This window comes from Microbacterium halotolerans (assembly GCF_003569805.1).
Lineage (GTDB): Bacteria > Actinomycetota > Actinomycetes > Actinomycetales > Microbacteriaceae > Microbacterium > Microbacterium halotolerans.
This window is the reverse complement of sequence record NZ_KZ984051.1, coordinates 1,513,804-1,535,802: the sequence shown is the minus strand read 5'-3', so window position 1 is coordinate 1,535,802 and position 21,999 is coordinate 1,513,804. Positions and strand designations below refer to the sequence as shown.

The 21,999-nt window shown below is 67.6% G+C and carries 22 protein-coding genes; 8 read left to right on the top strand and 14 right to left on the bottom strand.

All coding sequences use genetic code 11. The features are described from left to right. The first annotated feature begins 62 nt into the window (after positions 1-62). Positions 63-1,094 carry a LacI family DNA-binding transcriptional regulator gene (locus DZG09_RS06965; protein WP_119696890.1) on the top strand — a complete coding sequence of 344 codons (1,032 nt, stop codon included), beginning with the start codon at positions 63-65 and terminating at the stop codon, positions 1,092-1,094. Here DZG09_RS06965 and DZG09_RS06960 read toward each other — a convergent pair. From DZG09_RS06960 to DZG09_RS06935, 6 genes are all read right to left on the bottom strand, one after another. After that, on the bottom strand, positions 1,069-2,508 hold the full coding sequence (locus DZG09_RS06960; RefSeq protein WP_205529133.1) for a GH1 family beta-glucosidase: 1,440 nt from the start codon (positions 2,506-2,508) through the stop codon (positions 1,069-1,071). The two genes, DZG09_RS06965 and DZG09_RS06960, sit on opposite strands and share 26 nt — an antisense overlap. After that, positions 2,508-4,865: an alpha-xylosidase gene (yicI, locus tag DZG09_RS06955; RefSeq protein ID WP_119696888.1), complete on the bottom strand. Its 2,358-nt coding sequence runs from the start codon at positions 4,863-4,865 to the stop codon at positions 2,508-2,510. Before yicI ends, DZG09_RS06960 begins: the two co-directional genes overlap by 1 nt. Beyond that, positions 4,865-5,740 (bottom strand): carbohydrate ABC transporter permease, encoded by an 876-nt coding sequence (locus DZG09_RS06950; protein ID WP_119696887.1) that lies wholly within the window; start codon positions 5,738-5,740, stop codon positions 4,865-4,867. The genes yicI and DZG09_RS06950 overlap by 1 nt, the downstream gene beginning before the upstream one ends. Beyond that, positions 5,737-6,666, bottom strand: a complete 930-nt coding sequence (locus DZG09_RS06945) for a carbohydrate ABC transporter permease (RefSeq protein ID WP_119696886.1) — start codon at positions 6,664-6,666, stop codon at positions 5,737-5,739. The genes DZG09_RS06950 and DZG09_RS06945 overlap by 4 nt, the downstream gene beginning before the upstream one ends. 13 nt (positions 6,667-6,679) lie before the next feature. Continuing rightward, a complete protein-coding gene (locus DZG09_RS06940) occupies positions 6,680-7,966 on the bottom strand; it encodes an ABC transporter substrate-binding protein (RefSeq protein WP_162893200.1) in 1,287 nt (428 codons plus the stop codon). A gap of 133 nt (positions 7,967-8,099) precedes the next feature. Further along, the gene (locus tag DZG09_RS06935) at positions 8,100-9,110 is read right to left on the bottom strand and encodes a LacI family DNA-binding transcriptional regulator (RefSeq protein ID WP_119696885.1); all 1,011 of its coding nucleotides are present in this window, start codon (positions 9,108-9,110) and stop codon (positions 8,100-8,102) included. Positions 9,111-9,318: 208 nt separating this feature from the next. On the opposite strand from DZG09_RS06935, the gene xylA reads away from it, so the two are divergent. The 6 genes from xylA (at position 9,319) to DZG09_RS06905 (ending at position 14,903) form a co-directional block, all read left to right on the top strand. Further along, positions 9,319-10,512, top strand: coding sequence for a xylose isomerase (gene xylA, locus DZG09_RS06930; RefSeq protein WP_119696884.1), 1,194 nt, complete (start codon positions 9,319-9,321; stop codon positions 10,510-10,512). A 361-nt stretch (positions 10,513-10,873) separates the two neighbouring features. Next, positions 10,874-11,953: a bifunctional diaminohydroxyphosphoribosylaminopyrimidine deaminase/5-amino-6-(5-phosphoribosylamino)uracil reductase RibD gene (gene ribD, locus DZG09_RS06925; protein ID WP_119696883.1), complete on the top strand. Its 1,080-nt coding sequence runs from the start codon at positions 10,874-10,876 to the stop codon at positions 11,951-11,953. Then, positions 11,953-12,702 carry a riboflavin synthase gene (locus tag DZG09_RS06920; protein WP_119696882.1) on the top strand — a complete coding sequence of 250 codons (750 nt, stop codon included), beginning with the start codon at positions 11,953-11,955 and terminating at the stop codon, positions 12,700-12,702. The genes ribD and DZG09_RS06920 overlap by 1 nt, the downstream gene beginning before the upstream one ends. Then, positions 12,699-14,015: a GTP cyclohydrolase II gene (ribA, locus tag DZG09_RS06915; protein WP_119696881.1), complete on the top strand. Its 1,317-nt coding sequence runs from the start codon at positions 12,699-12,701 to the stop codon at positions 14,013-14,015. The genes DZG09_RS06920 and ribA overlap by 4 nt, the downstream gene beginning before the upstream one ends. After that, positions 14,012-14,482 (top strand): 6,7-dimethyl-8-ribityllumazine synthase, encoded by a 471-nt coding sequence (gene ribH, locus DZG09_RS06910; protein WP_119696880.1) that lies wholly within the window; start codon positions 14,012-14,014, stop codon positions 14,480-14,482. The genes ribA and ribH overlap by 4 nt, the downstream gene beginning before the upstream one ends. Positions 14,483-14,546: 64 nt before the next feature. After that, complete coding sequence (locus DZG09_RS06905; protein ID WP_119696879.1) at positions 14,547-14,903, top strand: Fe-S protein; 357 nt, start codon at positions 14,547-14,549, stop codon at positions 14,901-14,903. Positions 14,904-14,989: 86 nt separating this feature from the next. Here DZG09_RS06905 and DZG09_RS06900 read toward each other — a convergent pair whose 3' ends face one another. From DZG09_RS06900 to DZG09_RS06885, 4 genes are all read right to left on the bottom strand, one after another. Further along, complete coding sequence (locus DZG09_RS06900; RefSeq protein ID WP_119696878.1) at positions 14,990-15,940, bottom strand: VOC family protein; 951 nt, start codon at positions 15,938-15,940, stop codon at positions 14,990-14,992. 61 nt (positions 15,941-16,001) lie between these two features. Beyond that, the gene (locus tag DZG09_RS06895; protein ID WP_119696877.1) at positions 16,002-17,102 is read right to left on the bottom strand and encodes a 4-oxalomesaconate tautomerase; all 1,101 of its coding nucleotides are present in this window, start codon (positions 17,100-17,102) and stop codon (positions 16,002-16,004) included. Then, on the bottom strand, positions 17,099-17,806 hold the full coding sequence (locus tag DZG09_RS06890; protein WP_119696876.1) for a 4-carboxy-4-hydroxy-2-oxoadipate aldolase/oxaloacetate decarboxylase: 708 nt from the start codon (positions 17,804-17,806) through the stop codon (positions 17,099-17,101). Before DZG09_RS06890 ends, DZG09_RS06895 begins: the two co-directional genes overlap by 4 nt. Next, positions 17,803-18,558, bottom strand: a complete 756-nt coding sequence (locus DZG09_RS06885; RefSeq protein WP_119696875.1) for a PIG-L deacetylase family protein — start codon at positions 18,556-18,558, stop codon at positions 17,803-17,805. Before DZG09_RS06885 ends, DZG09_RS06890 begins: the two co-directional genes overlap by 4 nt. Before the next feature lie 225 nt (positions 18,559-18,783). Between DZG09_RS06885 and ligM the strand changes: the two genes are divergently transcribed. Next, on the top strand, positions 18,784-20,187 hold the full coding sequence (ligM, locus tag DZG09_RS06880) for a vanillate/3-O-methylgallate O-demethylase (RefSeq protein ID WP_119696874.1): 1,404 nt from the start codon (positions 18,784-18,786) through the stop codon (positions 20,185-20,187). Here ligM and DZG09_RS17070 read toward each other — a convergent pair. The 4 genes from DZG09_RS17070 to DZG09_RS06860 form a co-directional block, all read right to left on the bottom strand. Continuing rightward, positions 20,151-20,429, bottom strand: a complete 279-nt coding sequence (locus DZG09_RS17070) for a thymidylate synthase (RefSeq protein ID WP_119696873.1) — start codon at positions 20,427-20,429, stop codon at positions 20,151-20,153. The genes ligM and DZG09_RS17070 overlap by 37 nt on opposite strands. Further along, positions 20,366-20,629, bottom strand: a complete 264-nt coding sequence (locus tag DZG09_RS17065; RefSeq protein WP_119696872.1) for a thymidylate synthase — start codon at positions 20,627-20,629, stop codon at positions 20,366-20,368. Before DZG09_RS17065 ends, DZG09_RS17070 begins: the two co-directional genes overlap by 64 nt. Then, positions 20,538-21,218 (bottom strand): DsbA family protein, encoded by a 681-nt coding sequence (locus DZG09_RS06865; RefSeq protein ID WP_119696871.1) that lies wholly within the window; start codon positions 21,216-21,218, stop codon positions 20,538-20,540. Before DZG09_RS06865 ends, DZG09_RS17065 begins: the two co-directional genes overlap by 92 nt. Positions 21,219-21,310: 92 nt before the next feature. After that, on the bottom strand, positions 21,311-21,943 hold the full coding sequence (locus DZG09_RS06860; RefSeq protein WP_338039992.1) for an NAD(P)-dependent oxidoreductase: 633 nt from the start codon (positions 21,941-21,943) through the stop codon (positions 21,311-21,313). Between the last annotated feature and the right edge of the window lie 56 nt (positions 21,944-21,999).

Here is a 21,999-nt window from a genome sequence, read left to right as displayed (position 1 = left end):
GAAACGACTTCCGGGCCCGCCGGTCCGCCCGGTGCGGCATCGCGACGTACCGTAGGGAGACCATGAGCGCCACGCACACCGCAGGTCGCGGACGCACGACCATCACAGACGTCGCACGCGTCGCAGGCGTCTCCGTCGCGACCGTGTCGAAGGTCATCAACGGGCGCGACGGCGTCGCGGCGACGACGAGCGAGCGCGTCATGCAGATCGTCACGGAGCTCGGCTACGCCAGTTCCCTTGTCGCGACATCGATGCGCGGCAGTCGCACCCACGTCATCGGCGTGCTCGTCGCGGAGTTCGAGCCGTTCGCCCTTCAGCTGCTGCAGGGCGTCTCAGAGGCGCTGTCCGAGACCACCTACGACGTGCTCGCATACGCAGGCGCCGTCTCGAGCGGCTCCCATCTCGGGTGGGAGAACCGTTCGCTCTCGCGCCTCGGCGGCACGCTCATCGACGGGGCGATCGTCGTCACCCCTACCGTGCATCTGCCGGAGACGAGCATGCCGATCGTCGCGATCGACCCGCACAGGGGCCCTGCGGGGCCCGCCACGGTCGACACCGACAACCTGCGCGGCGGCCGCGAGGCCACGGAGCACCTCATCTCCCTGGGGCATCGCCGCATCGCGCATCTGCGCGGCCGCGGCGATCTCGAGTCCGCACGCCTGCGCGAACAGGGCTACCGGGAGGCGCTTCGCTCCGCGGGCATCGATGTCGATCAGACGCTGATCGCCGAGGGCGGCTACCGACCGGCCGAAGCCGCCGACGGCGCGGCCGCGCTGTTCGACGCCGATGATCCGCCCACCGCGATCTTCGCCGCGAACGACCTCTCGGCGATCGAGACGATGCGCGTCGCGGCCGATCGCGGACTGCGCGTGCCGGAAGACGTGTCGATCGTGGGCTTCGACGACGTGCCGGAGGCCGCGGGCGCGACTCCCCCGCTCACCACCGTGCACCAGCCGCTGGCGGCGATGGGCCGCTCGGCCGTCGACCTGCTCGTGCGCATGATCGACGACGCGGCCGAACCGACGCACATCCGGATGCCTGCGGATCTCGTCGTGCGGGGCTCGACTCTCAGCCGCTCCGTCGGCTCGCGATGAGGCCAGACAGCCAGCGGGCTGAGTCCTTCACTGTGCGCTCGCGCGTGTCGTAGTCGACGCGCACGATCCCGAACCGCTTCGAGAAGCCGTAGCCCCACTCGAAGTTGTCCAGCAGCGACCACACCAGGTACCCGCGCAGGTCCACGCCGCGATCCATCGCGCGCCTGGCCGCTCCGAAGTGCCGTACGAGGTAGTCGGTGCGGTCAGCGTCGTGCACCCGCTTGCCGTCGGCCGTCTCGATCACTTCGTCCGCGAAGGCCGCCCCGTTCTCGGTGACCATCAGCGGCTGCTCGGGGAACTGCTCCGACAGGCTCACCAGCAGGTCTTCGAGCCCGTCCGGCGCGATGTTCCAGCCCATGTCGGTGTACGGCCCGTCCTGCGGCAGGAACTCGATGCTCTCGCCTCCTGGCCACGGCGATCCGCCGACGTCCTTGTGACCGTCGTTGCGCACGCGTTCGCCGACGCCGTCCCATGTGCGCACCGTCACCGTGGAGTAGTAGTTGACACCGAGCACGTCGATCGGCTGATGGATCGTCTCGAGGTCGCCGTCGCGCACGAACGACCAGTCGGTCACCGCCGACGTATCGGCGAGCAGATCGTCGTCGTACCGACCGAGCAGCATCGGGCTCGTGAACGCACGGTTCGCGAGCGCGTCGACGCGGCGGGCTGCGTCGGCCTCGCCGCGCGGGACGTGGAAGTTCAGCGTCACCGAGACATCCGGATCATTCGTCGCCGCACGCCGGATCTCGGGCACCGCGAGGCCGTGCGCGAGATTGAGATGGTGCACGGCGGCGAGCGAGTCGGCGCCGTCGGTGCGGCCGGGGGCATGCGCTCCGGAGCCGTAGCCGAGGTACGCGGAGCACCACGGCTCGTTCAGCGTGGTCCAGGTGTGCACCCGGTCACCGAGTGCCTCGACGGTGCGAGCCGCGTACTCGGCGAAGCGTTCGGCCGTCTCCCGTACGGGCCAGCCGCCCGCGTCCTCGAGCTCCTGCGGCAGGTCCCAGTGGTAGAGGGTGGCGATGGGCCGGATGCCGCGGGCGAGCAGTCCGTCGACCAGGCGGGAGTAGAAGTCGACGCCCTCCGGATTCACCACCGAGCCGCCGTGCGGCAGGATGCGCGACCACGAGATCGAGAATCGATAGGCCTCGAGCCCGAGACCGGCCATCATATCCAGGTCGGGCTCGAGCAGGTGGTAGTGATCACACGCGACGTCACCGTTGTCGTCGTTCCAGATATTGCCGGGCGTGTGGCTGAAGGTGTCCCAGATCGACGGAGTGCGCCCTCCCTCGGCCGCGGCTCCCTCCACCTGGTACGACGCGGTCGCCGACCCGATCACGAATCCCGGCGGGAACTCGAGCGGCACGCTTCGGTAGTCGGTCATGTGTGCGGTCTGCTCAGCTGTCACAGTTCTCATCATGCCTGCTTCCTCTCGAACCCGAGTTCGGCGCGCCCCGCCGTCGCCTCTGCGCTCTGCCCACCGGCTTCCTCGATCCGGAACCGTTCGAGGTCGTCGCTGAACGCTACGACCCTCCCGCCGCCGCTCTCGATGCGGAACCGCGCCGTCCGGCCATCCGGAGCCGTCACATCGATCTCGGTCGCGCCATCTCCGGGCGCCACGAACAGACGCAGCCCATCGAGGTAGTCGTAGTCGGCCGACTCGTCGTGCCCGCCGAGGGGCACGACTGCCCCGGATCGCACGTACAGCGGAATGCTGTCGAAATCGTGTGTCTCACGGCGCCAGCGCCCGCCCGCCACGGTCTCCCCGGTGAGCAGGCTCGTCCACTCTCCGTCCGGCAGGTAGAACTCCGCCTCTCCGTCCGCTGAGAACACGGGGGCGACCAGCAGGTCGGGGCCGAGCATGTACTGGCGATCGAGATGCGAGACGGCCGGGTCGTCGGGAAACGCGAGCGCCATCGGACGCATCACGGGCGCACCGGTGACGTGCGCTTCCCTGCCAGCGGCGAAGAGGTACGGCATCAGCGATGCCTTGAGCCGCGCGAAGCGGCGTGCCACCGACACGGCGCTCTGCGGATCGCTCTCGTCACGCCCCTCCGCCTCGTCGAACAGCCACGGCACGCGGTAGCTGCCCGATGCGTGCAGCCTGCTGTGGCTCGACAGCAGGCCGAAGGCGAGCCAGCGCTTGAAGACACCGGCATCCGGCATCCCCTCGAACCCGCCGATGTCGTGGCTCCAGAAGGCGAACCCGCTCATCGCGAGCGACAGCCCGCCGCGCAGAGTCTCCGCCATCGACTCGAAGGTCGATGTGTTGTCGCCGCCCCAGTGCACGGGCATCCGTTGCCCGCCGGCCGTCGCCGACCGTGCGAACAGCACCGCGTCGCCCTCGCCTCGCTCCTGCTCGAGCACCTCGAACACCGCCTGGTTGTACAGGTGCGTGTAGCGATTGTGCATCGCGGCGGGGTCGCTGCCGTCGGAGTAGACGACGTCGGTAGGGATCCGCTCGCCGAAGTCGGTCTTGAAGCAGTCGACCCCCTGCCGGGTGAGGCGACGCAGGTGCCCCTGGTACCACCGGGTCGCGTCGGGATTCGTGAAGTCGACGAGCGCCATTCCCGCCTGCCACATGTCCCACTGCCAGACGGATCCGTCCGCCCTCTTGACCAGGTAGCCGTTCGCGACCCCCTCCGCGAACAGCGGCGAACGCTGCGCGATGTACGGGTTGATCCATGCGCTCACGCGCAGGCCGCGCCCGTGCAGGCGCGCGAGCATTCCGTCCGGATCGGGGAAGACGCGCGGATCCCACTCGAAGTCGCACCAGTTGAACTCGCGCATCCAGAAGCAGTCGAAGTGGAACACGTCGAGCGGGATGTCGCGATCGCGCATGCCGTCGAGGAACGCGTTCACGGTCTGCTCGTCGTAGTCGGTTGTGAAGCTCGTCGACAGCCAGAGCCCGTACGACCACGCCGGCACCTCCGGCGGGCGACCGGTGAGCGAGGTGTACCGGTCGAGCACGTCGGCCGGAGTCGGCCCTGCGATGACGAAGTACTCCAGCTGCTCGCCCGCGACGGAGAACTGCACCCGCTCGACCGCCTCCGAGCCGACCTCGTACGAGACGTGCCCCGTGTCGTTGACGAGCACGCCGTAGCCGCGATTGCTGAGATGGAAGGGGATGTTCTTGTACGCCTGCTCGCTCGACGTGCCGCCGTCGGCGTTCCAGATCTCGACGGTCTGGCCGTTCTTGACGAACGGACCGAACCTCTCGCCGAGCCCGTAGACGACCTCGCCGACGCCGAGCGAGAGCTGCTCGTGGATGTACGTGCCGTGCCTCGGCGTAGGGGTGCCGCCCCTCGCGTTCCCCACGATGCCGCGGTCGACGGCCGCATCCTCCGCGAGGCGCATGAACCCGAGCGAGCGCTCGCCGCTCGAGGTGAGCACCCGCCCCGTCTCGGTGTCGCGGAACTCCAGCGACCATTCGTGCCCGCGTCGCACGACCGCGGTGATCGGGCCGCTGACGAGACGCCCCTCGTCACCGTCGAGCATCGCCTCACCGCATGCGGAGGCACCGACGAGTTCGAAGCCCTGCGGCGCTCGCCCTCCGGTGTGGTGGGCGATGCGCACGCCGATCACACCGTCGTGCGGTGAGTGCAGCGAGACCGTGAGCGTCGGACGGTTGAGTGTGTCGCCCCTGTCGGCGATGACCTTGGTCGGAACCGTCGCCACGAGGCCGCGTCCTGAGACGGCGAGGTCGTAGACCTCGCGTCCGTAGAGCGGGTCGACTCCGGGCCTGACCTGCCAGAATCCGTCGGTGAACTTCATTACTTGACTGCTCCTGCCGTGATGCCGCGAGAAAGCGTGCGCTGGAAGATGAGGAAGAAGATGAGCGTCGGGAGCAGCCCCAGCAGTGCTGAGGCGCTCGTCGTGGTGACGTCCATCAGCCGGTCGCCCTGCAGCACGCTGATCGCGACAGGGACCGTCTGGTTCTCCCCTGAGATGAGGAAGGTGAGCGGGATGAGGAACTCGTTCCACGTCCAGATGAAGAAGAACACCATCAGCACGCCGAGGGTCGGCCTGCTGATCGGCACGATGACTCGCCACAGCGTGCGCCAGCGCCCCGCTCCGTCGAGTGCGGCCGCTTCGATGATCTCCTTCGGGAAGGTGCCGAAGACGCTCGCGAGCAGGTAGGTGCCGAACGCGCTCTGGATCACGACGAATGTGATGATCACGGACCAGACGTTGTCGTATAGCCCCACCGCTCGGAAGATCGTGTACAGCGGGTACAGGAGCACCTCCTGAGGCAGCATGTTCGCCAGCAGGAAGACGAGGATCAGCGGCACGCGCCCCCTCACCCTTCCGATGCCGATCGCGTATGCGTTCAGGACGGACACCACGACGGCGACCACGGCGACGACTCCGGAGATGAAGAAGCTGTTCCACAGCTTCTGGGGGAAGTTCACCCGATCCCAGAACGCGGCGATCCCGTCGACGTAGAACGACGTGGGCAGCTGCAGCGGGCCGCCCGTGGCGTAGTCCTCCGGCGACTTGAAGGCGTTGATCAGGATGACGACGAACGGGAACAGCACGACGGCGGCGACGATGACGACGCACGCGAGCACGATCCAGTCCGTCGGGGTGCGGCGCCGACGGTTGCGGCGCTTGGGCGATCCGGTGATGATCGCGGTGGTGGCGCTCATCGCGCTGCCTCCTTCCGCTCCGCGCGATTCTGTGCCCACACGAACACGATCGACACGAGCAGGATGACGATCGTCAGGGCGGTTGCGATCGCCGCGCCGTATCCGACCTGCTGGCTCTGGAAGAACTGGCTGTACGAGTAGTAGCTCGGCACGATCGTGGCGAAGTTGGGCCCGCCGCCCGTGAGGGCGTAGACAGGGCCGAACACCTTCAGCGCCGCGATCGTGCAGGTGAGCGCGACGACGAACATCTCAGGACGGATCATCGGCATGGTGATCGCCGCGAACCGCCTGAACCATCCGGCTCCGTCGATCTCGGCCGCCTCGTACAGCTCGGGATCGACGCGCTGCAGCGCCGCCATGAAGATGACGACCGGGTAGCCGACCTGGATCCACACGAGCACTGCCATGATGCTGACGAGCGCTGTGTCGGGCGATCCCAGCCAGTTGCTCGCCAGGTGCCCGAGTCCGATCGATTCGAGGATCGTGTTGAGAGCCCCGTTCTCCGGTCGCAGGATCCATCCGATCACGATCGCGGCGATGACGGACGGGAGGATCTGCGGCAGATAGTACGTCGCTCGCAGGAACGACGCGAGCCTTCCGCCGAACTTGCGCCCGATGACGTCGAACAGGGCTGCCGCGATGACGAGACCGATCAGCGTCGGCGCGATCACCATCGCGAGGATCATCGCCACACTGTTACGGAACGACAGCCAGAACCGTTCGTCGCCGATCAGCGTGATCCAGTTGTCCAGCCCCGTCCAAGTCGGCGCGACGATGCCGCGGTAGTCGGTGAAGCTCAGGTACACGTTCCACCCGAGCGGCACGAGGACGATCAGCGTCAGCAGTGCCGCGCCAGGGAGCAGATACCACCAGTAGCTGCGCCCCGACAGGAACGGAACGAGCGACCCGCTGTGGGAGGTGCTCATGTTCCGTGCCCGTTCAGTTCGCGACGGCGGGCAGGCCCGCCTCGTAGTCGGCGCCGATCTGCGCGTTCATCTCATCGGTCGAGAGCGTGCCGTTGAGCAGCCCCTGCAGGCCGGCGTTGAGCTCGTCGTAGAACGTCGGAGTCGGCCAGTCGGGGTAGAACGCGAGCCCGTCCCTGTCGAGCAGGGTGTTGAAGTTCTCGATCAGCCGCGCGTTCGCCTCGTCATCGACGTCCGAGGCGTCTGCAGCGACGGGCACGCCGCCGTTCTCCCCCATGATCGCCTGGATCTCGGGGCGCAGCGTGATGTCGATGAACTGCTCGGCGAGCTCCGGATCGCCAGCGGTCGTCGGGATGACCCAGAGGTTGCCCGACGAACCCGGCGACATCTCCGCGCCGGGGAACAGGAAGGTCGACCAGTCGTGCTGGGCTTCGTCGAGGAAGCGACCGAACCACCAGCTGCCGGAGAAGAACATCGGGTAGGTGCCGGAGATGAAGCCCGTTCCGGCGTCCTCCGCGGCCAGGCCCGTCGCGTCGGAGGAGATGTAGCCCTCATCGACCCAATCGGCGACGGTCTCGGTCGCGTTCGTCACTTCGGGGCCCGAGAAGTCGACGGGGTTGTCGTAGACCTGGTAGTCATCGACCCACTGCCTGTCAGCCTGCGCCAGCGCGAGCTGGTACCAGAGCTGGCCGAGCGGGTACTCTCCCGCGGCCTCCGCGAGCGGTGTGACGCCCTCATCGACGAAAGCCTGCATCACCTGCTCGAGCTCGTCGAAAGTGGTCGGCACCTCGAGCCCGTACTGGTCGAACATCTCCTCGTTGTAGTAGAACTGCACGTACTCTCCGTAGGTCGGAACGCCGTACCAGCTGCCGGAGCCCATGACCCCGTCGTCGTCGTAGCGCGCTGTGGTCTGCAGCGACGGCGCGAGCAGGTCGTCCCACCCGTACTCGCTGACGGCATCGTCGAGGGGCGCGAGGAGCCCCTGGCTCGCGAGAAGCCCCGCCGTCGCGTTGCCCTTGTTGTACTCCAGCAGGTCGGGCGCCTCGTCGGAGTTCAGCACCTGGCTGGCAGTCTGGCGGATCTGCTCGAAGCTGCGCTCCTCGAACTCGACAGCGGCTCCGGTCTCCTCCTCGAAGACCTCGATGGCGCGGTCCCACGCGATGCCCATCGCGGAGTTGGATCCCTCGTAGTGCCACAGCGTGAGCGTGTTGTCGGACTCCTGCTCCGCCGGGCCGCAGCTGGCGAGCATCGCGGTCCCGAGAGCCGCGGCCCCCGTCACAGCGATGATGCGTCGGATGTTCATCTCTACCTCCTTGTAGCGGGGCGCTGCCCCGAGATGGTGCGGCCTGTCGACCGCTGATGCGATGGAAGACGATTGAGTGTTCGCGATTAAGTCGAAGCGCTTCGATGAAGCACGTGCGACTGCTGTTCCGCACTCACCTGGTCATGCGATTCACGGACCCCCGATCGACGTACTCGGGCTCGATCAGGAGCGGGTCGCCCGCGACCACGCCCCGATCTGCGGCCAGCGCCGATTCGACGGCGACGCGGCAGACCCGCTCGAGCGGAAGCGTCACCCCGCTCAGCGGCACGTCGAACCCGCCCGGGTCGTAGCTGGCCGCGGCCGCAACGAGTGACATGTCCTTCGGCACGTCGATGCCGCGCTCCGTCAGCCGCCGCATGGCGTCTTCGACGACGGGTTCGTTGCAGTGGAAGATGACGGCCGACACGTCTTCACCGCCGTCGAGCAGCACGTCGACAGCACGAGCGCCGGATCCGCGCCCCAGCTCCGCCCACGTGCGCACGATGCGCACTCCGCGAGCATCGGCCGCCTCGCCGAGCCCCTCTTCGAAACGCGTCATGAAGCCCTGCCGACGTTCCATATAGCCGTGCGGATGTCCGATCACGCCGATTGTGCGGTGACCGTCGTCGGCGAGGCGATCGACGACGACGGATGCCGTGGCCGCGAAATCGAGGTCGACGCACGCGAGCCCCTCGGCACCGTCGGGGACTCCGATGAACGACGACGGCACTCCGAGTTCGCGCACGAGGCCCACGCGGTCATCTTGCTCCGAGACCCCCATCGCCACGACGCCGTCGACAAGCGAGCTGGCGGCCACCCGCTGGATGCCGCTGATCTCGTCGTCGGTCGCGAGCAGGAGCACGTCGTAGTCGTGCTCGCGAGCGGTCTGGACGACGGCGCTCACGAAACGCATATGCGTCGGGAGGTGACCGTCGTCGTGCAGGGGTGCGCTGAGGGCGAGGATGTTCGTCTTCGCCCCGGCGAGCATGCGCGCCCCGGCGTGCGCGCGGTATCCGAGCTCGTTGATCGCCGTATCGATGCGCCGCTTCGTCTCACCCGAGATGGTGCGCTTCCCCGACAGCGCGTACGACACGGTGCTGATGGAGACGCCTGCGGCCTTGGCCACGTCATTGATGGTCACCATGTCTCACCCTGGTTGTCTAAGCGCTTCGACGATCGTCTCGGTGAGCGTAGCGCGAGTCGCGTCGGACCACAACCTTTTTCGCTTGAGTGACAACAAATCGTTCGCCGCGCCTGCCTCCTGCGCACTCGAACACGTTGCACCATCCCTCCGCAGCATGATAAGTTCTTGTTCACAACAATTCATCGACGACGCTGAAGGGCACATCCCCATGACACTCACTCCCACCAAGGCCGACCAGTTCTCGTTCGGTCTGTGGACCATCGGCTACAACGGCGCCGACCCGTTCGGCGGCCCGACTCGCAGCGCGCTCGACGTCGTGCACGGGGTCGAGAAGCTCGCCGAAGCTGGTGCATACGGCCTGACGTTCCACGACGACGACCTGTTCGCCTTCGGCTCCACCGACGCGGAGCGTCAGAAGCAGATCGACCGCCTGAAGCAGGCGATGACCGACACCGGCATCGTCGTGCCGATGGTGACGACCAACCTGTTCAGCGCCCCGGTGTTCAAGGACGGCGGCTTCACCTCCAACGACCGCGACGTGCGCCGCTTCGCACTGCGCAAGGTGCTCCGCAACATCGACCTCGCAGCCGAGCTCGGTGCGAAGACCTTCGTGATGTGGGGCGGCCGCGAGGGTGCTGAGTACGACACCGCCAAGGACGTGCAGGCGGCACTCTCCCGCTACCGCGAGGCCGTGAACCTGCTCGGCGACTACGTCACCGACAAGGGCTACGACATCCGGTTCGCCATCGAGCCGAAGCCGAACGAGCCCCGAGGCGACATCCTGCTGCCGACCCTCGGCCACGCGCTGGCGTTCATCGAGTCGCTCGAGCGGCCGGAGCTCGTCGGTGTGAACCCCGAGGTCGGGCACGAGCAGATGGCCGGCTTGAACTTCACGGCGGGAATCGCGCAGGCGCTGTACCACGGCAAGCTGTTCCATATCGATCTGAACGGCCAGCGCAGCATCAAGTACGACCAGGACCTCGTGTTCGGCCACGGCGACCTGCACAACGCCTTCTCGCTCGTCGACCTGCTCGAGCACGGTGCGCCCGAGGGCGGCCAGGCCTACACCGGTCCCCGCCACTTCGACTACAAGCCGAGCCGCACCGAGACCGAGCAGGGCGTGTGGGACTCCGTCTCGGCGAACATGCGGACCTACCTGCTGCTGAAGGAGCGCGCGCAGGCGTTCCGCGCCGACCCCGAGGTGCAGGAGGCGCTGGCCGCTGCGAAGGTCGCCGAACTGCGCACCCCGACGCTGAACGAGGGCGAGAGCTACGACGACCTGCTCGCCGACCGCAGCGCGTACGAGGACTTCGACGCGAACGCCTACCTCGACGGCAAGGGCTTCGGCTTCGTGCGACTGCAGCAGCTCGCCACCGAGCACCTGCTCGGCGCGCGCTCGTAGCAGCGAAGCATCCGGATGGCCCCCGTCGCGATCTCGCGGCGGGGGCCGTTTCGTCTGCACTCTGCCATCCGACGCCGATTCACGGGAATACGCCGGCCGGCGGCGCGTTGGGTAGACTGACAGAGCAATACGTGCTCCGGGGTCGGTGAGAATCCGAACCGGCGGTGACAGTCCGCGACCTCCGCGGCGAAGGGCCCACTCGGGCTCCGAGCAGGCGGGGCTGACCCGGTGGAATTCCGGGACCGACGGTGATGCAGGCGCAGCCTGTGTAGTCCGGATGGAAGGCAGCACGGGCGTTCGTCCCTCCCGCGGGAGTGGCCGCGCCCGAGACCCCGGTGCGCATCGACGACCGGAGGTCCGGATGGCATTCACCGAGGCGGAGCGCCTGGCGATGGCGCGCGCCCTGGAGCTCGCCGCGCGCGGACCGCGCGGGCGCAACCCTCAGGTCGGCGCCGTCATCCTCTCCCCCACAGGCGTTGTGCTCGCCGAGGGCTGGCACCGCGGTGCCGGCACGGCGCACGCAGAAGTCGACGCGCTCTCGCATCTTCCGGACGGCGCAGCCCGCGGCGCGACGGCCGTCGTCACGCTCGAGCCGTGCAACCACACCGGTCTCACCGGTCCGTGCGCCGAGGCGCTGCTCGAGGCTGGCATCACCCGCGTCGTGTACGCGGTCGACGATCCGGGCGTCGCCTCGGGCGGCGGCGCGGAGCGCCTCGCCGCATCCGGCGTCGACGTCGCACCGCACCTGCTCCGCGATGAGGCAGCGGCCTTCCTCGACTCATGGATCACCAGCTTCCGCCTCGGCCGGCCGCACGTCACGGTGAAGTGGGCGCAGAGCCTCGATGGGCGGGGAGCTGCCGCGGACGGCACCAGCCAGTGGATCACCGGGCCCGAGGCCCGCGCCGATGTGCACCGCCACCGAGCAGCCGCCGACGCGATCGTCGTCGGCACGGGCACGGCACTTTTCGACGACCCAGCACTCACAGCCCGCATCGACGGCGAACTCGCCGAGCACCAGCCGGTGCCCGTCGTGATCGGCACACGCACGCTGCCCCGCCGCGCCAAGCTGCACGACCATCCGCACGAGCCGATCGTGTACGGCACCCGCGATCTGCAGTCCGTGCTCGCCGACCTGCGCGACCGCGGGCTGCACCGCGTCTTCGTCGAGGGCGGCCCCGCGCTGGCGAGTGCGTTCCTCGAGGCCGGCCTGGCCGATCGCCTGCTCGCCTATGTCGCCCCAGTGCTGCTCGGCGGCGACCGTCTCTCGGTCACCGACATCGGCGTCGGCACGATCGGCGACGCTCGCCGACTGCGGATCGACTCGGTCATGACGCTCGGCGAAGACATCCTGTTCGACGCCCGCTTCCGCGAGCGCCGCGCATGGCCCGACAGCTCAGCGGCACCGGCCGCGCACACCGCACAAGAAAAGGGAGAACGCTGATGTTCACGGGAATCATCGAGGAGCTCGGCGAGGTCGCGCAGATCGCACCATACGGCGACGGCGTTCGCCTGTCCGTCCGGGCACCGAAGGCCGTCAGCGACGCCGGTCACGGCGATTCGATCTCGATCAGCGGCGTGTGCCTGACAGTCGTGGCGCACAACGAGCACGGCTTCACCGCGGACGTGATGCGCCAGACGCTCGACATGTCGACGCTCGGCTGGCTGCAGCCGGGAACCAGGGTCAACGTCGAGCGGGCGATGACGGCGGGCGGCCGACTGGGCGGCCACATCGTGCAGGGTCACATCGATGGCATGGGCCACGTCCTGAACGTCACCCCCGGCGAGCAGTGGAGCGTCATCCGGATCGGGTTCCCCGCGCGCTTCGCGCCGCTGGTGGTCGACAAGGGCTCGATCGCGGTCGACGGCGTCTCCCTCACCGTGAGCGCCGTGAGCGGGCCAGGAGCTCTGTCCGCGTGGTTCGAGGTCTCGCTCATCCCCGAGACGCTGCAGGCGACGACCCTCGGCGAGCGCGTTCCGGGCGACCGTGTCAACCTCGAGACCGACATCCTCGCCCGGCACGTCGAGCGGCTGCTGGCCTTCGACCGCGGCGAGCCCGACGCCGAACCCGCGGCACCTGACGACGAGGAGCCGCGACCGGGAGCGGTCTCTTTCACGACGACCGAAGTCCCCGCCGCCGACTACACCGTGCTGACGGACCCCGACCTTCCCGACCCTGGAGCCATGCGATGAGCACGAACGATCTCGCCTCGATCGAGGAGGCCCTGGCAGCGCTGCGCGAGGGCCGCCCTGTGATCGTCGCCGATGACGAGGACCGCGAGAACGAGGGCGACGTCATCCTGTCGGCCGAGCTCGCCTCGCAGGAGTGGCTGGCGTGGACGGTGCGGTACACCTCCGGCTACCTGTGCGCGCCGATGCCGTCGGAGTGGGCGGACAGGCTCGAACTGCCGCCGATGGTTACGCACAACGAGGACGCCCGCGGCACCGCCTACACCGTGAGCGTCGACGCCGCCTCCGGCGTGACGACGGGCATCAGCGCGCACGATCGCGCGCGCACACTGAACGTGCTGGCCGACCCGAGCGCCGGGCCGACCGATCTCATCCGGCCCGGCCACATCCTGCCGCTGCGTGCAGTAGCCGGCGGCGTGCGCGAGCGCGCTGGGCACACGGAGGCCGCCGTGGACCTGATGCGGCTCGCGGGTCTCTCCCCGGTCGGAGTGATCGGGGAGATCGTCGCTGACGACGGCAGCATGATGCGACTGCCGGGCCTGATCGAGATGGGGCGGCGAGAAGACGTACCGGTTACCACGATCGAGAGACTCGCCGCGCACCTCGCCGCGCACGACGACAGCGGCGAGGAGCCCGCACCGACCAGGCGCGCCGTGAGCCTGCGGGCGAACGCCGTAGTGCCCACCGCGCACGGCACCTTCCGATTCCTGGCGTATAAGGACAGGATGACCGGCACCGATCATCTGGCGATCGTCTCGGGCGATCTGTCCGCGGTCGACGCCCCGCTGGTGCGCGTGCACTCGGAGTGCCTGACGGGCGAGGCCTTCCACTCGCAGAAGTGCGAATGCGGATCCCAGCTCGACGCGGCGCTGGAGCGGATCGACGCCGACGGCGGCGCCGTGATCTACATGCGAGGGCACGAGGGGCGAGGCATCGGCCTCATCAACAAGCTGCGCGCGTACGCGCTGCAGGAGGAGGGGCTCGACACGCTCGACGCCAACACAGCGCTCGGCCTGCCGGCCGATGCCCGCGACTACGCCGCGGCAGCCGGGATCCTCGCCGACCTCGGTGTGAAGAGCGTGCGCCTGCTCACGAACAACACCGACAAGGTCACCCAGCTGCGCGGTTTCGGCATCGACGTCGCCGAGCAGGTTCCGCTGATCGTGGGCGTCGGTCCGAACAACCACCAGTACCTCACCACCAAGCGCGACCGGATGGGTCACATCATCGGCGAGGATGAGCTCGCCGCCGCCGTCGCGCTGATGCACGACGAGCCCCACCAGGGCGAGCAGATCGAAGGGAACCAGAGCGCATGAGCGTTGAGGGAGCACCGAAGGCCGACCGGATCGACGGCACCGGCCTGGACGTGGTCGTCGTGGCCGGCACATGGCACGAGACGATCACGGAAGGGCTCATCGCGGGAGCGCAGAGAGCGCTCGACACCGCTGGCGCAGCCCACACACTCGTGCGGGTTCCCGGTTCGTTCGAGCTGCCCGTCGTGGCCAAGGCCGCCCTCGACGGCGGCGCGGACGCGGTCGTGGCGCTCGGCGTGATCATCCGGGGAGGCACTCCGCACTTCGAGTACGTGTCGTCGGCGGCCACCGACGGCCTCACCAGGGTCGCGCTCGACACAGGCAAGCCCGTCGGCTTCGGCGTGCTGACGACGGACGACGAGCAGCAGGGGCTCGACCGCGCAGGGCTCGCCGATTCCCACGAGGACAAGGGTGCCGAAGCGGCCGACGCGGCGATGATGACCGCCGTGGTGCTGCGCGGACTGCGCTGATTCCGAGAGAGTGCGTTACCCAGTCGAGACTTGAATCGCCGAGATTTCTACGTAGGGTAGAAACATGGAGATACTGCGGCACGCCACCCTTTTCATCCACTTGATCGGGTTCGCGCTCCTGTTCGGCAGCTGGTTCGTCGAGGCCGCGCAGCGCACCTTCAAAGTGAACAAGGTGATGAACCTCGGCTTGGTCATCGCCCTGGTCGCGGGGCTCGCGCTCGCCGCCCCGTGGGGCATGGGCGACGGTGAGATGAACTACGCGAAGATCGGCACGAAGCTCATCGTGCTCATCGTCATCGGCGCCCTGATGGGGATCTCCGGCGCACGCGCGAAGAAGGACGAACCGCTTCCGGTATGGACGTTCTGGCTGATCGGCGCACTCGTGCTCGTCAACGCAGGTCTCGCCGTGATGTGGCGCTGACTCGATAACTCCGTCAGACCCGTGTGTGGGTGATGTCTGTCGTTATGCCAGTGTGGATAACGACAGACATCACCCACAGACGCACCTCACACGATCGGGGTGCCGTGGGTGTGGAAGGTCTCGATCGTCTTCATACCCCAGGCCTGGCCCTTCTTGCGCTCCTCCTCCGTCCACTCGACCACCGGCTGATCCGGGTCGAGCAGCAGGCGTGCGCCGGCGTTCGCGAACTCGATGCGGTTGCCGCCCGGCTCCCACACGTACAGGAAGAAGGTCTGATTGATCGCGTGCTTGTGGGGGCCCGACTCGATGTGGATGCCGTTCTCGAGGAAGATGTCGGCGGCCTTCAGGATGTCCTCGCGCGTGTCGGGTGCGAAAGCGATGTGGTGCAGACGATTGCCGTGCTTGGTCCAGTCATCGCTGTAGACCATGTCATACGACTTCAGCCCGAAGTGGAACCACCAGGCGGCGAACTTTCCGTTGTTGAGCCTGATGCGCTCGCTCTCGCGCATGCCGAGGGCATCGCGCATGAACTCGCCGTTGGCCTCGACGTCCTTGCCCAGGAAGTTGATGTGGTCGAGACGGCGCGCGTTCACTCCGATGCCGGGGAACTTCGATGCCTGGTTCTTCAGCGCGGGCCGGTCCTCGTCACTCGCGACGTAGCGCTCGGTCTCGTAGTAGATCCCGAGCTCGTGACCGTCCGGGTCGTTGAACAGGTATGTCTTGCCCGTTCCGACCTCGCCGTCGACCCAGCCGATCCCGAGGCCCGTTGCTTCGATCTCCTTCACGCGCCGCTCCAGCGCTTCCCGGCTCGATGCGCGCAGTGACGTGCGACCGACGCCGGCGGCGTCCTTCTTCGTGAGCTTGATCGTGTACAGCTCGTATTCGTCCCACGTGCGCAGGTACACCGAGTCGCCGTCTTCGGCGACGACTCTCATCGCGAGCAGGTCGCGGAAGAAGAATAGGCTCTCGTCGTACTTCGGCGTGTACAGCTCGACGTTCGCCAGGTGTGCGATGTCGAACGATGTGTAGTCGGTCATCGTTGTCCTCTCTGACAGGTGCTGGGTGATACCCCGGATGTTCGGGGCGCGCTCGGGTGGATCACAGTCGCGGGCGGGGGAACACGGTTCCCTCGAACAGCTTGCGGGCAGTCCGGATGGCGACGGACCGCGTCACGTCTAACGTGCCGCCCCGTTCGGCGACGTCGACTTCGACTTCGAAGCGCCCCGTGGGGTGCTCGACGACGAACGCGCCGCCTTCTGCCGGCGGCACGATCACGCCCTCACCGACGGAGCCGGGCGCCACGGCGCCCGCGGCCGCGGTGAGTGCGCCGAGCACACCGACGGAGGTGTGCACGCGGAAGCCGTCGCCGCCCTGCGGCAGGAAGGTGCGCGTCGTCATACCGGTCCCACCGCGCGGAGCGGCGATGGCGACCACCTTCGGGATCGTGGCCCGCGCGACGTCGCCCAGTCCCATCCGGTCGGCTGCGGAGATCCGGATGCGCTCCAATCTCTCGATGAGGGCGGCGTCCGCTTCGAGATCTGCGGGCGCGGCATCCGGATCGATGCCGAGGTCCTGCGACCGCAGCAGCACCGACGGCATGCCGTTGTCGACGCAGGTGACGGCGACGGAATCGATCTCGTCGCTGACGCTCCCGGTCGGGAACAGCGCTCCGGCGGTCGAGCCTGCCGTGCCCTCGAAGTCGAGCGCGATCGCACCCGCCGTTCCCGGCACGCCGTCGATCGCCTGGTCGCCGTCATAGTCGACCGAGACCGCGCCGAACGCGTCGACCTCGGTGCGGAAGGTGGCCGTCGAGACGCTCCCCGTGTTCAGCATTCGGATGCGCACTCGCGTCAGGCCGGCCGTCGCCGCCACGAGCCCGCGCTCGACGGCGAACGGACCTACTCCCGCGATGATGTTGCCGCAGTTCTGCCGGTCGGAGACGAACACCTCGTCGACGCCGGTCTGCAGGAACAGGTAGTCGACATCGGTGTCGGCTCCGTCGCTCGGCGAGATGACCGCGACCTTCGAGGTGAGCGGGTGCGCGCCGCCGATGCCGTCGATCTGCCGTTCATCCGGTGTGCCCATGATGCGCAGCAGCAGCTCGTCGCGTTCGGCGGCGTCGGCCGGCAGATCCGAGGCCAGGAAGTACGCCCCCTTGGACGTGCCTCCCCGCATCTGGATGCACGGGATGCCGCTCATCGGCCGTATTCCTCCTGCGACATATACCGCACCCCGAGACCCTCGAGCGTCGTTCGCAGGCCCTTGCGGTCGAGGCTCAGTTCCGCCCCGGAACCGTACGCCTCGCGGTCGGCGTCCTCCTTCGCCACCCTGGCGTCGGACTTCTCGAGAGCGACGGCAGCTTCCTCGCGGGGCACGCACACGATGCCGTCGTCGTCGGCGACCACGACGTCACCAGGGCGGATGAGCTGCCCGCCCACCGTGACGGAGACGTTGACCGAGCCCGCTGTCGCCTTGACTGTGCCCTGCGAGTGCACGCCGTTCGACCAGACCGGAAAGACCATCTCGCGCAGGTCGGCGGTGTCGCGCACGCCCGTCTCGGTGACGAGGCCGAGCACCCCGCGCGCCTTAAGCGCCGTGGCGAACAGGTCGCCGAATGCGCCGTCGGTGGAGCCGGATGTCGTGGCCACGACGAGCACGTCGCCCGGCTCGCACTGCTCGATCGCCGCGTGGATCATCAGATTGTCGCCGGGCCAGCTCAGCACCGTGACCGCGGTTCCTCCGATCCGCGCGCCCTGCTGGATAGGTCGGATGCCAGGCCCGACCAGACCCACGCGCCCCTGCGCCTCGTGCACGGTCGCCACGCCGTGCTCGGCCAAGCGAGCTATCACGGCCGGGTCACCGCGCCGGATGTCGGTGACGACGACGCCGAGCGGTGAGCTCATCTCAGCTCCCCCGTCACCTGCGGGTAGTACCGTTCGTATGCTTCACCCATCGTCTCGTGCGGCAGGCCGAGATTCGGGCCGGCGTTGCGCTTGACCTGCACACCGCGGCGCTCGGCGAGATCGGTGTAGTACTTCCACATGTGCTTCTGCGCCGGCAGGCACTCCATCGCCGCCTGCTTGCGCGGGAACGCATCGGTGATGTCGAGCAGCACGTTCGGCTTGAAGCCGCACTGCTCAGGCTGGTGCGGCTCGAAGAAGAACACCGGCGGCGCGCCGATGATGTCCTCCTTGCTCGGAAACGTGCCGTCGGAGTTCGCCACACCGATCGCCTGGGCCAGCACGCGCGCCTGCAGCGCCATCCGCGCGGCCGCCGGATGATCGCCGTTGTACGGGTCGTCGAGGGGATGGGTGAGCACCACCGTCGGCTGCACACGGCGGTACACGTCGATGAGCTTCGCGACGGCCTCCTGCGATTCCACCAGCGGATAGTCGCCCATGTCGAGGAACTCGATCTCCGCGCCGAGCGCTTCGGCGGCCGCCGTCGCCTCTTCGCGACGCACGTCCTTGATCTCGTCGAGCGACTTCCCCGCGAGCCACTGGCTGGCCGATTCCCCCCGCTCGCCATAGGACACGCAGACGACGGTCGCCTTCTCACCGCGCATCGCCGCGGCCGCAATCGCGCCGCCCGCGCGCCACACGAAATCACCGGCGTGGGCGCTCACCACGAGGAGCGCCGGGGTCTGCTCTGCCATGGAAGAGCTCTCCGTTCTGCGCGCATCGTGATGGTCGGCGCGCAGAAACAGTGAATCACCCCCTGGCGAAATGATCAACATTTTGTCTACAATTCTGGTTACGAGATACCTATGAACATGGGTATCTCTCATCCGGGTCTTCCGTCAGGAGACATCCGGGTTCCCCGCGGGCCGTCTCACGGGGAAGATCAGACGAGGACGTCACTCACGGTCGAAGGAGCCACGATGGCCAACAACCTGCAGGAACTGCTCGACGAGTCGGGCAGCACAGTCGAGCTGCTGCGCAACTCGAAGCTGGGCACCTACATCTACCCGGTCGTGCCGACCGAGTTCTCGAACTGGCGCCGCGAGCAGAAGGCGTGGCGGAACACGGCTGTGCTCTACGACCAGACGCACCACATGGTGAACTTCTTCGTGAAGGGCCCCGACGCGCTGAAGCTGCTCAGCGACACCGGCATCAACAGCTTCGCGAACTTCCCTGTGAACACGGCGAAGCAGTTCGTGCCCACCGCGTCGAACGGCGGTGTCATCGGCGACGGCATCCTGTTCCATGAGTCGCAGGGTGAGTACGTATACGTCGGCCGCGCGCCTGGCGCGAACTGGCTGCAGTTCCACGCCGAGACCGGCGGGTACGACGTCGAGTGGCGCTATGACGACCGGTCCCCCTCACGCCCGTACGGGCACGCCGTGACGCGCGAGTACTACCGCTTCCAGGTCCAGGGCCCTGCCGCGTGGTCGATCATCGAGAAGCTCAACGGCGGCACGCTCGAGAAGGTCAAGTTCTTCCACATGGGCTACCTCGAGGTCGCGGGCGTGCAGGTGCGCACACTCCGCCATGGCATGGCCGGCGCGCCTGGGCTGGAGCTGTGGGGCCCGTACGAGCAGCACGAGAAGATCCGCAACGCGATCCTCTCCGCCGGTGCGGAGTTCGGCATCGAGCCGTGCGGTTCGCGCGCGTACTCGTCGAACACGCTCGAGTCCGGATGGATCCCCTCGCCGCTGCCTGCGATCTACTCGAGCGAGGCCGAGCGCGCCTACCGCGAGTGGCTGCCGACGAACAGCTACGAGGCGATCAACGCCGTCGCAGGCTCCTTCGTCTCGGACAACATCGAGGACTACTACCTCAACCCGTGGGAGCTCGGCTACGGGTCGTTCGTGAAGTTCGACCACGATTTCATCGGCCGCGACGCCCTGGAGAAGGTCGAGCCGGAGAAGCAGCGCCGCAAGGTGACGCTGGCGTGGAACGACGAGGACCTGTCGAAGGCTCTCACCACGGTGCTCGACCGCGACGGCGACGGCTACCAGTTCTTCGACCTGCCGAACGCGAACTACGGCTCCAGCAATTTCGACGCCGTGCTCGACGCCGACGGCACCGACATCGGCCTGTCGCTGTTCACGGGCGTCACCGCGAACGAGAAGCGCGGCTTGTCGCTGGCGACCGTCGACCGCGAGGTGCCGGAGGGCGCCGAGGTCACGGTGGTCTGGGGCGAGCCCGACGGCGGCAGCGAGAAGACCACGGTCGAACCGCACCAGCAGCTGAAGGTGCGTGCAATCGTCAGTCCCGTCCCCTACGCCGCGGTCGCCCGCGAAACCTACCAGGGCGGCTGGCGCTCGACAGGCGCACTGTAGCCCCAGAATGACGCTGGGTGCTCCAAGATTCCGGTTTCGGAGCACCCAGCGTCATCGGGTGAGCTCCCCGCGGGAAGACTCAGCTGGTGGGCGACCATCTCGGTGAGCAACGAGTATGTGCCGATGTCGAAAGGTGTGCCGAAGACCAGTTCCGCGCCGCGTCGGCAGAGCTGACAACTCAGCTTTCCGGCGCTGTGTGCTTCCGGCGGGGCAGGTAGACCCGGAAGAGCGCATGGCAGCACGGTAGTGCCTTGCCCGTCAGAGCGGCCGCATTCCGCGCCGAGACGATGTGTCGTCGCGGATCCGGCTCTTTCCGGAGGGAATCGACCACTCGTCCCGGATCGTCACACCTATGGAAAGCCGTCGGGTCGAATCGACTCTGACGCCCGGACAGGCTCCGTGTTCCGGTTGAGGTACGAATCCAAAACCGAAGTGAGGGCATCTGCACGGGAGACGGGGCCACCCAGAGGTTGAACGCCGGAGGCGGTGTGCACCAGCAGCGTCGGATAGCGTGTCACACCCAAGGAACGCACATATTGGAAGTCCCTCTCCGCCGCGATACGAGTCGATGGGCTCGCATAGGCCTCGGTGACCGCGGGAACATCAAGTCCGCAACGAGCAGCGATCTCTTGATAGACGGCCTGATCTCGCAGATCCTGGCCCTGTTGATACCAGGCGGCTTGAATCGCGGCGGCGAACTCGAGCGCCCGCCCCGGTGCCTGGCTGCGAAGCGCAACCAGGCCCGTGGCCGCGGCTGTGGAATCCATCACAGCGGTGCCCTCAGCGAGCAGTCGTTGGTAGGGAGCGCCGAAGGGGACCCCGGTGAGCCGAGCGATCCGTTCGTTGGCCGCTGGAATGTGGGGACACGCCGAAATGGGGCCCGTTGCCTCGCCGGAGAACAGACCGCCGGAGCGAACGTCCAGCTCGATTCGATCGGCGTTGGAATCGGCGAACTCGTGAAGCGCCGGCCCGAAGCCGTAGCACCAGCCGCACAAGGCGTCGAAAGCGTAGGTGAGTTTGACCGATTGCATGACAAGTCCCTCCTATGATCCCTCGGCGCAGGCGGTTCGAGGTGCTCTGGCACGACCGTGGTCCGTTGTCCACCGCCCCGGCCGGCGTGCTGCTAGCTGGCGGCGTTGAAACGCGCGTTCTGGTGCTGAGGCTCCTCGAGTTCGTCGAGTGCCGCGATCGCAAAGTCTGCCGCCGAGATCTGCGCCCCGGCGGGTGAGTCCGAGCCGAGGATGTACTTGCCGGTCCGCTCGCCCGGGCCGATTGCTGGCGCGGGAGCCAACATGGTCCACTCGAGGCTCGAAGCAGCCCGGTAGAAGTCGAGGATGGCCGACATTGTCTCGGCTTCGGTTTTGTAGGCCTCCGGGAAGTCTGGAAGGTCTTTCAGCTGCACCCCGTCGACTTCCAACGCTCCGGCTCCACCAACGATCAGCACCCTGGCGGCGATCTCGGCAGCCGCGATGTTCTGGTGGGCCCGGATGTACTCATCGTGCGAGTTCCCACTGCGGTCGGGGGCCACCGAGAGCACGATGGCGTCAGCCTGTTCTGCGACGATCCGCAGGCCTTCGAGATCGAAGAGGTTGCCGGCCAGGGACACGGCTCCCGGAACTTCGTCGCCGCGACGTGTCACCGCGATCACCTGGTGTCCTCTGCGAAGCGCTTCCGCGGTCACTTCCGAGCCGACCATTCCCGTTGCTCCGTACACTGCGATCTTCATGCTGCATCCTCTGTTCATTCGCTGCGGCATCTCCACAGCATCACGATAGTATCCAGTAGGTACTGAGCACCTCAACGTGCCATAGT

Coding starts and splice junctions, on each gene's coding strand:
- DZG09_RS06920 (WP_119696882.1), top strand. CDS start 11,953: ATGTTCACGGGAATCATCGAGGAGCTCGGCGAGGTCGCGCAGATCGCA.
- DZG09_RS06945 (WP_119696886.1), bottom strand. CDS start 6,666: ATGAGCACCTCCCACAGCGGGTCGCTCGTTCCGTTCCTGTCGGGGCGC.
- DZG09_RS06885 (WP_119696875.1), bottom strand. CDS start 18,558: ATGGCAGAGCAGACCCCGGCGCTCCTCGTGGTGAGCGCCCACGCCGGT.
- DZG09_RS06940 (WP_162893200.1), bottom strand. CDS start 7,966: ATGAACATCCGACGCATCATCGCTGTGACGGGGGCCGCGGCTCTCGGG.
- DZG09_RS06865 (WP_119696871.1), bottom strand. CDS start 21,218: ATGCAATCGGTCAAACTCACCTACGCTTTCGACGCCTTGTGCGGCTGG.
- xylA (WP_119696884.1), top strand. CDS start 9,319: ATGACACTCACTCCCACCAAGGCCGACCAGTTCTCGTTCGGTCTGTGG.
- DZG09_RS06895 (WP_119696877.1), bottom strand. CDS start 17,102: ATGAGCGGCATCCCGTGCATCCAGATGCGGGGAGGCACGTCCAAGGGG.
- ribH (WP_119696880.1), top strand. CDS start 14,012: ATGAGCGTTGAGGGAGCACCGAAGGCCGACCGGATCGACGGCACCGGC.
- DZG09_RS06890 (WP_119696876.1), bottom strand. CDS start 17,806: ATGAGCTCACCGCTCGGCGTCGTCGTCACCGACATCCGGCGCGGTGAC.
- ligM (WP_119696874.1), top strand. CDS start 18,784: ATGGCCAACAACCTGCAGGAACTGCTCGACGAGTCGGGCAGCACAGTC.
- DZG09_RS06905 (WP_119696879.1), top strand. CDS start 14,547: ATGGAGATACTGCGGCACGCCACCCTTTTCATCCACTTGATCGGGTTC.
- DZG09_RS06950 (WP_119696887.1), bottom strand. CDS start 5,740: ATGAGCGCCACCACCGCGATCATCACCGGATCGCCCAAGCGCCGCAAC.
- DZG09_RS06900 (WP_119696878.1), bottom strand. CDS start 15,940: ATGACCGACTACACATCGTTCGACATCGCACACCTGGCGAACGTCGAG.
- DZG09_RS06935 (WP_119696885.1), bottom strand. CDS start 9,110: ATGGTGACCATCAATGACGTGGCCAAGGCCGCAGGCGTCTCCATCAGC.
- DZG09_RS06860 (WP_338039992.1), bottom strand. CDS start 21,943: ATGCCGCAGCGAATGAACAGAGGATGCAGCATGAAGATCGCAGTGTAC.
- ribD (WP_119696883.1), top strand. CDS start 10,874: ATGGCATTCACCGAGGCGGAGCGCCTGGCGATGGCGCGCGCCCTGGAG.
- DZG09_RS17065 (WP_119696872.1), bottom strand. CDS start 20,629: ATGCCCTCACTTCGGTTTTGGATTCGTACCTCAACCGGAACACGGAGC.
- DZG09_RS06960 (WP_205529133.1), bottom strand. CDS start 2,508: ATGAGAACTGTGACAGCTGAGCAGACCGCACACATGACCGACTACCGA.
- ribA (WP_119696881.1), top strand. CDS start 12,699: ATGAGCACGAACGATCTCGCCTCGATCGAGGAGGCCCTGGCAGCGCTG.
- DZG09_RS06965 (WP_119696890.1), top strand. CDS start 63: ATGAGCGCCACGCACACCGCAGGTCGCGGACGCACGACCATCACAGAC.
- yicI (WP_119696888.1), bottom strand. CDS start 4,865: ATGAAGTTCACCGACGGATTCTGGCAGGTCAGGCCCGGAGTCGACCCG.